The sequence below is a fragment of the Thiocapsa rosea genome (assembly GCF_003634315.1).
GTDB classification, from domain to species: domain Bacteria; phylum Pseudomonadota; class Gammaproteobacteria; order Chromatiales; family Chromatiaceae; genus Thiocapsa; species Thiocapsa rosea.
Map to the genome: position 1 here is coordinate 2,159,221 of NZ_RBXL01000001.1, position 10,385 is coordinate 2,169,605.

The 10,385-nt window shown below is 63.8% G+C and carries 9 protein-coding genes; 2 read left to right on the forward strand and 7 right to left on the reverse strand.

From position 1 onward, the window contains the following. The first annotated feature begins 550 nt into the window (after window positions 1–550). Window positions 551–805: a hypothetical protein gene (locus BDD21_RS09590; RefSeq protein WP_120796989.1), complete on the forward strand. Its 255-nt coding sequence runs from the start codon at window positions 551–553 to the stop codon at window positions 803–805. Window positions 806–964: 159 nt separating this feature from the next. On the opposite strand, the gene BDD21_RS09595 is transcribed toward BDD21_RS09590, so the two are convergent. The 7 genes from BDD21_RS09595 to BDD21_RS09625 all read right to left on the reverse strand — a co-directional run bounded on the left by BDD21_RS09595 (window position 965) and on the right by BDD21_RS09625 (window position 9,194). Continuing rightward, complete coding sequence (locus BDD21_RS09595; RefSeq protein ID WP_120796990.1) at window positions 965–2,038, reverse strand: DUF2333 family protein; 1,074 nt, start codon at window positions 2,036–2,038, stop codon at window positions 965–967. 96 nt (window positions 2,039–2,134) lie between these two features. Next, window positions 2,135–2,431 (reverse strand): BON domain-containing protein, encoded by a 297-nt coding sequence (locus BDD21_RS09600; RefSeq protein ID WP_245969497.1) that lies wholly within the window; start codon window positions 2,429–2,431, stop codon window positions 2,135–2,137. 132 nt (window positions 2,432–2,563) lie between these two features. Further along, window positions 2,564–2,737, reverse strand: a complete 174-nt coding sequence (locus BDD21_RS09605; protein ID WP_211335018.1) for a transport-associated protein — start codon at window positions 2,735–2,737, stop codon at window positions 2,564–2,566. An 86-nt stretch (window positions 2,738–2,823) separates the two neighbouring features. Continuing rightward, a complete protein-coding gene (locus BDD21_RS09610) occupies window positions 2,824–2,982 on the reverse strand; it encodes a DUF3309 family protein (protein WP_120796992.1) in 159 nt (52 codons plus the stop codon). 72 nt (window positions 2,983–3,054) lie between these two features. After that, on the reverse strand, window positions 3,055–3,282 hold the full coding sequence (locus BDD21_RS09615; RefSeq protein ID WP_120796993.1) for a CsbD family protein: 228 nt from the start codon (window positions 3,280–3,282) through the stop codon (window positions 3,055–3,057). A 420-nt stretch (window positions 3,283–3,702) separates the two neighbouring features. Continuing rightward, complete coding sequence (locus tag BDD21_RS09620) at window positions 3,703–6,057, reverse strand: putative bifunctional diguanylate cyclase/phosphodiesterase (RefSeq protein WP_120796994.1); 2,355 nt, start codon at window positions 6,055–6,057, stop codon at window positions 3,703–3,705. After that, a complete protein-coding gene (locus BDD21_RS09625) occupies window positions 6,054–9,194 on the reverse strand; it encodes a chemotaxis protein CheB (RefSeq protein WP_120796995.1) in 3,141 nt (1,046 codons plus the stop codon). The genes BDD21_RS09620 and BDD21_RS09625 overlap by 4 nt, the downstream gene beginning before the upstream one ends. Before the next feature lie 450 nt (window positions 9,195–9,644). Here BDD21_RS09625 and BDD21_RS09630 point away from each other — a divergent pair, with 450 nt between their 5' ends. Then, window positions 9,645–10,385, forward strand: coding sequence for a Crp/Fnr family transcriptional regulator (locus BDD21_RS09630; RefSeq protein ID WP_120796996.1), 741 nt, complete (start codon window positions 9,645–9,647; stop codon window positions 10,383–10,385).

The following is a 10,385-nucleotide window of genomic DNA, read 5'->3' on the forward strand; positions in this document are numbered from 1 at the left end:
CACCACCGGGGACTCGACTCTCGACCTTCGCTGTCAACTTGAATGTTTCAATTTCAAAGTTGACAGCGAATCGAGTCGAAACCGGCAAGTCATCAATTGCGATCTGGTATCGGCTCGTACATCGGGGCGACGGCGGCAGGGGCTGGCTCATGCTTCGAGGCAGTGCTGCATGCTGCGAGCAGAAGGACCAACGTCATGGCGATAAGAAGAGCGCTTGTCGAGAGGCTATTCATTTGTCTTTACCTGGTTGAGCGTTTCTCTGGAAGTTCACGCTGCTGATAAGACGGCGGCGATGTCGATGCCTGACTGCATGCACCACGCACACAGATCCATCTGTCTGTACACGACCGACCCGGCATCCAACATCGATGCCTACTGTCAGTATCGCCTTCATGACGCTTATCGTCTGTACGGTAGCGCACGTTGGAGGTGCGCAACCAGCGCCCGGCGGAGCCGTTGCGCACCGAAGTGTGCGCTAGCGTACAGACGGGGCGACGCCGGCGTCTTAAATTCAACGCTGATGGTTCAACTCGGAAAGAGGGCTGTGGATATGGGTCGGCTGAAGACCACGTCAATCAATCGGAGTGAAAACATCCTGCCCAATCACGCTGCCGCCGAATCGGTCGAAGACAGCACATCGCAAGTCAAGGGATTGATCCGCGAGCGCCGCAGAATCGCCCTTGCATACCGACGCAGTCAGAGTGAAATCGACCGCGAACGGCTGGAAAGGATCGATCGCGAGCTTGCCGGATACAACATCGATATCCCAGCCATCCTGCAATCTGTCGCCCGACGCAAGACCTGAAACCGTTGAGATCTCCTGTCCGCAACGACGGCCATGGTGTTGCGTGCCGCGGGTCGTCGCGGGGGGGCGCATGACACCTCAACGCGGGTGTCACGAGCCCCCCTAAGGTTGTGGTTTGGTGCCCTCCGTCCGAGGAGGGCACAATTACCGGGCGTTTCGCTAACCTTCGATCAAGAGCCGACGAAGATCGATGATTGCTGCATTGGCGCGCGAGATGTAGGAGGCCATCACCAGAGAATGGTTGCCCATCGGTCCGAATCCGGTGCCGTTGAGGATCATGGGGCTCCAGATCGTGTTCTGGGTATTCTCCAACTCCCGTACGATCTGCTTCAGAGAGACCAGGGCGTTCTTTTTCTCGAGCACCGGGGCGAAGTCTGTCTCCATGGCGGTCAGTGTCTGGAGCAGCGCCCAGGTATAGCCCCGGGCCTCGAAGAAGACGTCGTCGATCTCGAGCCAAGGCGTTTTCTTCCAGGTTTGCCCGGCGGCGGGCGATGCCTCCGTGGCGCTCGCGTCGCCGGCCAAGGCCGTATCGAGCGGGGCTTGACCGACGGCGTAGGACAGCCGCTGCGAAAGACTGCCGAGCCGCTTGGCGACAACCTGCAGATAGGCGGCCAGATTGTCGGCGCGGGCGAAGAATTCACCATCGCCTTTTTGATCGTCGGCGAGTCGTGCCATATACCGCTTCAGAGCTGCGACCCCGTCGCGATATTCCGACTCCGAGGACGGGAAGATCCAGGAATGGGAGTCGTAGTTGAACTTCGGCTCCGCCATCTGGAGATCGACGTCTTCCACCGACTGCGTCTGCGACCGACTGAAGTCATTGCGCAGGGCGCGTGATAAATCGCGAAGCTCGGTCAAGGCGCCGAATTCCCAGTTCGGGATGTTGTCCAGGAAGATCCCCGGAGGGGTGATATCGTTCGTCAGGTAGCCGCCCGGTTTCTTCAAAAGGGTCTCGGCAATCGCGATGGCCGCGGTGGTCGTCATGCTTCCGGGCACCAGCTTGGTCGAATCCTGTCCGACCTGCTGCATGGCGTATTTATCGAGGTCGATCGATCCGGGCGAGCGTGACCACACAACGCCCAAGATGATCACGATGACCAGGTAAGTCACCAGAAACAGACCCGCGGTCCACCACAGACCTTTCTCCCTCCAGGTGCTGGGATGATAGTACTTGGCGACCTTCACGACCCGATGCTTCAATTGCGGGGCTCTCGTTTTGACTTCGGCGTCCATCTGCGTCTCCTCAACGTGGATGTGGGGGCTCCTCGGAAGCCCGGGGCTTTCCGAGGAGCGGTTCGTTCCTTCAGATGTTCAGATGGAGTCGCGACGCTACTCGGCGGCCTTGACCACCAGCTCGTTCCGCACCGATTCGACGTTCTCTACTCCACTGGCGATGGCTTGACTTCTATCGATGCTCGCCTGCGAGTCGACTTCACCGCTGAGCGTGACGACGCCGTTGGTTGTCGTGACGCTGATCTGAAACACCTTGAGCATAGGATCAGCCAAGACGTCGGCCTTGATCTTGGCCGTGATCGCCGCGTCGTCGATATAGGCACCTGCCTCCTCTGCCTTCGCGGCAGCCGCCTCCTTGGCCTCCTCCATCGTGTCACCGGCCTTTTCGGCCATTCGATCGATCGATTGCCCGGCCTTTTCGGCCGAACCCTCTTGCTCGCAACCGACCGACCCCAGTGCGAAAACCAGGATCAATAACGACATCAAGCCGAAAGTAAAGAATCGATTCATGCCGGCACCTCCGCGTTATCTCGTGGCAGCATCCGTGACGTCCTCCACCTTGTCACCCGTCTTCTCGACGGTTTGATCGATCGTTTGTCCAGCCTTCTCGGCCGGACCCTCTTTCTCGCAACCGACCGATCCCAGTGCGAAGCCCAGGACCAACAACGCCATCAACATCGCTTTAAAGGATAGGTTCATTACAGGGTGTGCCTCTCTTCATGGTGATAGGGACAGATCCGTCGGGCGGTTCGGCGTGCTGCGAATCGACCGACGGCATCTGAAGATCAGAGTCGACCCAACAACAGCAGGATCAGCAGAATGACGAGGATCGTACCGATCACGCCCGAGGGGGCGTAACCCCACGACCGACTATGCGACCAGGTCGGGATGACACCGATCAGGATGAGGACCAGAACGACGATGAGAATCGTGCCGAGTGACATGTGCTTGCTCCTCTAGGGCGGCGCGCGGACCCCGCTCGCTGCTCGGTTGCAGTCGTGAACGGGGCCGAACGCTCACGTTTTCGAATCGACCCACTCTTCGAGCTTGTTGGTCTCTTCCCACTCCTTGACCTGCTTTTCGGCTTCTTCCTGTGCAATGCCGTATTTCTCCTGAATGTGCCCGACCAGCACATCACGTTTGCCGGCGATGCGGTCGAGGTCGTCGTCCGTGATGTCTCCCCATTTCTCCCTGACCTTGCCGGTGAATTGTTTCCAGTTGCCTTGCACTTGATTCCAGTTCATTTTAATGACCTTTCATGTTGATAAGGTTGAATTGTTCTGTGGTGCCTCGCCCTGCGGGACCACGTGTGCCAGGCAGCCTGCACATCTTATCGTTGATGCGGATTGGCGTGCCATGTGCTCCATCACTTTCAGTATAGCTGTTCCGGGCGTTTTTGCTAGGTCTATTGTCGTTGGAAACCCGATAAGTCGCGCTGTTCATCGAGCTTTGAAATCATTGCGTGAAGCGCTGGAGCGCACTATTCAAATGGCCTAATAAAAAAGCAATAAAAAGGCCAATGCGGCGATACGCAACGGGCCGTCATCGGCGTGCGCACGGTGTCCGCCTTTTAATTCCTGTGGCGAGATGACCGCATTCAATCAGGTTTGCGCGCGAGAACTCTCGCCACGCCTCTCGAGCGGATCACGGCGAAGTTCACCGCATCAGGGTGAATCGAGCGAAGGGGACGGGTTTCTTCCGAGAACGGGCGGCCGGCGGCGATACCAGGTGGCCAGGTCGTCCCCCGTCATGGGTTTGCCCAGATAGAATCCCTGCGCCCGGTTGCATCCGAGGTCGCGCACGGCGCCGAGCTCCGCTTCGGTCTCGATGCCGACAGCGGTGACCTTGATCTGCAGGGCGTGGCCGAGACGCACGATGGTCTCCACGATGGCCGGCGCGCGTCCCCCGCCACCCAGACCCTGCACCAGGGTCCGGTTGATCTCCAGAGCGTCCAACGGCAGGTCTTCGATGTGGCCGAGGCAGGATTGCCCGAGGCCGAAGTCGTCCAGCGCCACCCGCACGCCGAGCGCGTGCAGCTTATCCAGGAGGCGGCGCGATGCGGAGCGGTCCTGCAGCAGCGTGGCCTCGCCCAGTGCGAGCGACACCAGGGCCGGGTCGACCCCGCCGTCGCGCAGGGCGTCCGTGATGCGCTGCAGAAACGACTGATGGCGGAACTGACGCGCCGAGACGTTCACCGTCACGGGGATCGGCGGCAATCCCTCGGCCAACCAGGCGCGGTGCTGGCGCAGGCCCTCTCGGAGCACCCAGGCACCGAGGTCGTGGATGAGTCCGATGGATTCGGCGATCGGCAGGAACACCAAGGGTGCAATCTCGCTGCCGTCGGCTTGCGGCCACCGCAGCAGTGCTTCGACCCCGAGGACGGCGCCGCTGTGCAGGTCGAGTGTCGGTTGATAGAAGAGGCGAAACCCGTTTTGCGACATCGTCTCGCGCAGGACGCTCTTCAGTGAAGTCACGGCACGCGTCTGGCGCTCGAGCGCGGCCGCGGCGAACTGGAACTGCCCCGGACTGACCTGTTTGGCGTGGTACATGGCCAGATCCGCGCACTTGATCAGGGCCTCGAGCGTCGTGGCGTCGTCCGGATAGAGGCTGATCCCGATACTGGGCAGACAGGTCAATTCCTGCTCGGCGACCGCGTAAGGGCGCGAGAGCGCGGCGATGGCCGTGCCGGCGGCGCTCGCGGCGTCGTCTTCGTCCCGAATGTTGGCCAGGACGATCACGAACTCGTCGCCGCCGAGCCGGGCCACCAGGTCGTCGGCGCGGAACGACGCGCGCAGCCGCTGCGCGGTCTGCCGCAGCACCTCGTCGCCGACCGCGTGTCCGTAGTTGTCGTTGATGGCCTTGAACCGGTCCAGATCGACGAACAAGACCGCCAGGCGTCTCCCCGCACGCCCGGCACCGGCAAGCATCTGCGCGGCCATCGGCGCGAGCAGGCTGCGGCCGGGCAACCCGGTCAAGGGGTCGTGCTGCACCAAGTGCAGTGCGCGCTCCTCGGATGCCTTGCGTTGGGTGACGTCCTGGTGAACGACGAGGATCCGATCGAGCCGGCCCTGATCATCCGTCATCGGCTCCAGGTAGGCCGCGAACCAGAGATAGTCCCCGTTCGCGCTGCGTCGACGATAGTGGATTTCAGGGGGCGCCTCGCAGTCGGTGGCGAAGCGGGCGAAGGCGGCGCGGACCGCCTCGCGATCCTCCGGATGCAGCCGGTCCAGCCAGGTGTCCAAGTTCTGCGGCGCCGCGGCGTCCTGCGCATCGCTTGTCGGGGAGTGCACTGCGGGCGGCAGTAGGATGGCGCCGGTGCGCGGATTCCACTCCAGGAAGCCGACATCGGCGACCCCTGCCACTCGTTTCAACCGGGTCTGTGCGTCGAGCAGTCGTTGCTCGCCCTCTTTGCTCGCCGTGATGTCGCTCAGGGTGGCCCGCCAGTGGCCGTGAGTGCCCATCCGATGGGGTTCGAGACAGCTGTCGAGACGGATCCAACGCCCGGCGCCTTGCCCCTTGCGCAGCCGCAGCTCGCAGGTTTGGGGCTCGCGTGTGGTCCGGAGCCGATGCAGGCACCGATAGAGGATGTCCTGATCCTCGGGGAAGATGAAGCGGGTGAGTGGACGACCGACCAGGGCGACACGCGGGGTTTCGAGCAGGGTGGCGGCGGCCAGGTTGGCCTCCCGGATCATGCCCTCTTCGGTCAGGGTCACGTAGCCGATCGGCGCCAGATCGTAGAGATCGAAGTAACGTGCCCGGGCGGTCTCCAGCGCCTCTTGGGTGCGCAGCAGCTCGTCGTTCTGCAGCTCGAGCTCGATCTGATGCACGCGCAGCTCGTGGATCAGGTGTTCGGCCTCATCGGGTGCGAGCGCCCGCAGTGCCGGTGCGTCGGGTGCCGACAGGCGCTCCTCGGCCTCTCGACGCAGCCGTGCCACGGTCTCCTCGCGGGAGGGAGCGCGCGGCGGCGTGCCCGCGTCGCCCGGATCCGTCCGGTCTTCGGAATCATGGGGTGCGGTCATGGCCGGTCCTTGGGTTTCGTGGGCGATGGGTTCGGCTGGATGTCCGCGACACGGTGAGCGCCGCCCACCGTCACGTCTTCCATGGCGAGCAGGATCATGCCGGGCTGACCCTCGCCGGGGTCGAGGCACCGGGCGTTGAGCCGCAGCGCGCGTGCGCCGATGTCCGCAAAGGTCTGCTCCACCGCGAAGTCTTCGAAACTCCCTCCGTGGGCTTGGATCTCCTGCAGGCGATCGCGCAGTGCCGGGATGTCCCAGCGGTGCTCGCTCAACGTGAACAGGTGCCGGTTGACGGTGTCCGCTTCGATGAGACGGAAGTGGCGGTAGAAGGCGCGGTTGGCCGAGATCACCCGCAGCTCCGCATCCAGCACGACCAAGGGCTCGCGGATCGCATCCACGATCGCCTCGGCGAAGGCACGGGCGGCGTGGACCGCGTCCTCGCCTCGCTTGCGCTCGGAGATGTCGACGAAGGTGATGACGGCGCCCTCGATGACGTTCTCCAGGGTGCGATAGGGTCCGATGCGCATCAGGTACCAGGCACCCTGTCGTGTCTGCACCTCGTGCTCGCGGGGCATCAGGTCGCTCAGCACGGCCTGCACGTCCTCGGTGAGATCGGTATCGTCGGCAAAGTTGGAGACGATGTCGCCGACCGGTCGACCGATGTCGGCCGCGATCAGCTTGATCAGGCGGGTCGCCGTCGGCGTGAAGCGGGTGATGCGCAGTTGGTGGTCCACGAACAGGGTCGCCACGCCCGTGCCGGCGAGCAGGTTGTTCATGTCGTTGTTGGCGCGCGAGAGATCGGCGACCTTGGTCTGGAGCTCGGCGTTGACGGTGGCCAGCTCCTCGTTGAGCGATTGCAGCTCCTCTTTGGAGGTCTCCAGCTCCTCGTTGGTGGATTGGATCTCCTCGTTGACCGACTGCATCTCCTCGTTGGTGGATTTCAGCTCCTCGTTGGAGGTCTCCATCTCTTCACGCGTGGATTGCAGGTATTCCTCCTTCGCGCGCAGCTCGAGCTCCAGCTCGGCGATGCGCGCGTTCGGCTCCGGGGTCGCATCGCCGGAGGCCGGGGCTGCACTCGGCGCGGCCATCTCCGGTGTGGCCGTTTCCAGGACGATCAGGTAGAAGTCCGTCAGCAGGACCCCGTCCAGATGCGTCTGCTCCGGGCGCACCGTCAGATCGATGCGACTGTAGTCGCCGTTGGTCTTCACCCGCAGCCCCGAGCGACGCACCGGCTCGCGGTGCGTCACGGCGCGGTGCAGCGCGGTCGTCAGATCGCGTCGCAAGCCCTCGCGCGCCATCGCGAAGATGTTCATGGCGGCGTCGCCGGGGGCGGGCTCCAGATACTGCCCGGTGCGGCCGTAGATGTGGAGGATCTCGCCGCGGCCGTTGACGAGGATGCCCGCCGGGGCACAGTGACGCAGCAGGGCCTGCTCGGTCAGCGCGCGTAGATCGAGCTTGTTCGTGTTCCGACCCGCCGCGGCGGGCGGCAGTGGATCCGCGACGCCGGTCGACATCGGCGGGAGGTTCCCGCGCATGACCGAGGTCGGGATGAAGGCACCGCGCGAGCGTTCCAGACGGCTGTAGAGCTTCCATTTGCGGTTGAGCGGTGCAAACAGGGCCGGGACCTCGCCGACGGTCTCGGAGTTGCCCAGAAAGAGCACGCCGTCCGGATTCAGGGCGTAGTGAAAGAGCGTGATCAGGCGCGCTTGCAGGTCGCCGTTGAGATAGATCAGCAGGTTGCGACAACTGATGAGATCCATCCTGGAGAAGGGCGGGTCCTGCACCAGGTCCTGCTCGGAGAAGATCAGGAGATCGCGCACCACCTTCTGAACGCGGTAACCCCCCTGCGGGTCATCCGAGAAGAAGCGCGCCAGCCGTTCCGCCGAGACGTCGGCCGAGATGCTGGTCGGATAGAGGCCGGTGCGGGCCTGCGCGATGGCACGTGGATCGATGTCGGTCGCAAAGACCTGCACCTTGTAGGCCTGCTTGAGGGTTTCCAGATGCTCGCGCAGCAGGATGGCGACGGAGTACGCCTCCTCGCCGGTGGAGCAGCCGCAGACCCAGACCCGCACGGTCGCGCCCGCCGGCTTGCCGGAAAACAGACGCGGAATGACCTCCGCCTCGAGGGCGGCGAAGGCCTCGGGATCGCGGAAGAAGTTGGTGACCCCGATCAGCAGGTCGCCGAAGAGGGCCTCGATCTCCGCCGGATCCTGCCGCAGGAAGCCGACATAGTCGCCCTGGCGATCGATCCGGTGCAGCGCCATGCGCCGCTCGATCCGACGCCGTAGGGTGCTCTCCTTGTACTGGGAGAAATCATGACGTGTCTTGTCGCGCAGCAGGATGCAGATCTTGCTCAGCGCATCCTCGGGCTTCGCCGACGAGACGACCGGCCGGGCGGCCTTGCCGAAGGCCTGTGCGGCATAGGCGAGGAGGTGCGCCGGCATCTCCGCCGGGGACAGGACGTAATCGGCATGACCGCCGGCGATGAGGCTGCGCGGCATGCCGTCGTAGGCCGCCGTCTTCGGCGCCTGGGCAATCACCAGGCCGCCTTCGCCCTTGATCGCTCGTGCGCCCAGGGTGCCGTCGCTGCCGGTACCCGAGAGCACGACACAGATCGCGCGCTCATGCTGGTCTTGTGCCAGGGAGCGGAAGAAGAAGTCGATCGGCAGGCGCAAGCCGCGCGGTGCCGTGGGCTCGAGCAGGCGCAGGGTGCCGTTGAACAGCGCCATGTCGTGGCTGGGCGGGATGATGTAGGCGCAGTCCGGCTCGACCCGCATGCCGTCCTCGACCTCCCGGACCTGCATGCGGGTATAGCGCTTGACCAGCTCGGTGAGGATGCTCTTGTGGTCCGGTGCGAGATGCTGCACCAGCACGAAGGCCATGCCGGTCTCGATATCGCGTGGAATGGCCGAGAAGAATGCCTCGAACGCGGCTAAGCCGCCGGCGGAGGCACCGATGCCGACGATGGGGAAGGGCGGCGCGGCGCTCCGCTCGGGCGGCGGCCCCGTGGCATTCGGATCCTCGGTCGGGGTTGGGGTTGGGGTCGGGGTCGGCGGTGACGACGGCTCCGTGATCTTCGTCGGCGCGACGGGCAACGCAGGGATGTGCGTATCGTCGTCCCGGATCCTCGTCTTGGTCATGGCTATTCTCCGCCGGGTGAGTGATGACAGCGTCGGAACGCTTGCCGCCCGATCGTCGGGCGGTCCTTCGGTCAGACGGCGCGGGTTTGGTAAAATCCGGGTTCCGCAGCGGTCGGGTGGACTGCGTTGCGCGTGTCCCTACCCTTTACCCTGCGCTTGTCCACCGACCGGACGATGGTGTGAACACGGCCGGCGGCGCAGTCCCTGCGGGGTTTGCCGTGGACCTGGCCGATCGACGGGGTTCGTTTGCGACTTGCCCGGACGGGTCTGTGGGAACCTGACCACCGAGGCGTCTGGTCAGCTGCTTGGCTGATCTGCTCTCGACCTTGTCGGGAAGTGTAGCGGAGTTGTCGGTCACACTCTGTTCGGAATCGCACATAAGGAGGCGATGCCGTGAACACCGTGCTATCGTTTTTCAATGATCCAGAGTGAGGTCGCCGGAAAGCGCTCATGTCCATCGCCACCCCGAGCCCGCGCCAGAACCGTCTGCTCGGCACTTTGCCCGAGTCCGAGTATCGCAAGCTGCTGCCCCATCTGGAACGGGTCGAGCTGGCGCTCGGGCTGACGCTCCACGAGTCCGGGGAAACCTTGAATCACGTCTTTTTCCCGACCACCGCCATCGTATCCCTCCTGTATGTGATGGAGGATGGCGCATCCGCTGAGATCGCCGTGGTCGGCAACGACGGCATCGTCGGCATCGCCCTCTTCATGGGTGGGGGAACCATGCCGAATCGTGCCGTGGTGCAAAGCGCCGGGGAGGCGTATCGGCTCAGCGGACCCCTGCTCCAGAAGGCCTTCGCGCGCACCGGAGGACGTCGCGAAGCGGTCCTGCCGCCGCTGTTGCTGCGCTACACCCTGGCCCTGCTGACCCAGATGGCGCAGACCGCCGTCTGCAACCGTCATCACACGGTGGACCAGCAGCTGTGTCGGTGGTTGCTGCTCAGTCTCGACCGTCTACCCTCCAACGAGCTGCACATGACCCAGGAGCTGATCGCCAACATGTTGGGTGTGCGGCGCGAGGGCGTGACCGAGGCCGCCGGACGTTTGCAGCGTGCCGGGTTGATCGAGTACAGCCGGGGCCGGATCACCGTCCTGGATCGACCTGGCCTGGAAGCGCGGGTGTGCGAGTGCTACGAGGTGGTCAGGAAAGAGTTTCGCCGGCTGCTTCCCGAGGTGATTCCGCCACACTGA

Coding starts and splice junctions, on each gene's coding strand:
- BDD21_RS09615 (WP_120796993.1), bottom strand. CDS start 3,282: ATGAACTGGAATCAAGTGCAAGGCAACTGGAAACAATTCACCGGCAAG.
- BDD21_RS09605 (WP_211335018.1), bottom strand. CDS start 2,737: ATGAACCTATCCTTTAAAGCGATGTTGATGGCGTTGTTGGTCCTGGGC.
- BDD21_RS09595 (WP_120796990.1), bottom strand. CDS start 2,038: ATGGACGCCGAAGTCAAAACGAGAGCCCCGCAATTGAAGCATCGGGTC.
- BDD21_RS09600 (WP_245969497.1), bottom strand. CDS start 2,431: ATGGCCGAAAAGGCCGGTGACACGATGGAGGAGGCCAAGGAGGCGGCT.
- BDD21_RS09625 (WP_120796995.1), bottom strand. CDS start 9,194: ATGACCAAGACGAGGATCCGGGACGACGATACGCACATCCCTGCGTTG.
- BDD21_RS09630 (WP_120796996.1), top strand. CDS start 9,645: ATGTCCATCGCCACCCCGAGCCCGCGCCAGAACCGTCTGCTCGGCACT.
- BDD21_RS09590 (WP_120796989.1), top strand. CDS start 551: ATGGGTCGGCTGAAGACCACGTCAATCAATCGGAGTGAAAACATCCTG.
- BDD21_RS09610 (WP_120796992.1), bottom strand. CDS start 2,982: ATGTCACTCGGCACGATTCTCATCGTCGTTCTGGTCCTCATCCTGATC.
- BDD21_RS09620 (WP_120796994.1), bottom strand. CDS start 6,057: ATGACCGCACCCCATGATTCCGAAGACCGGACGGATCCGGGCGACGCG.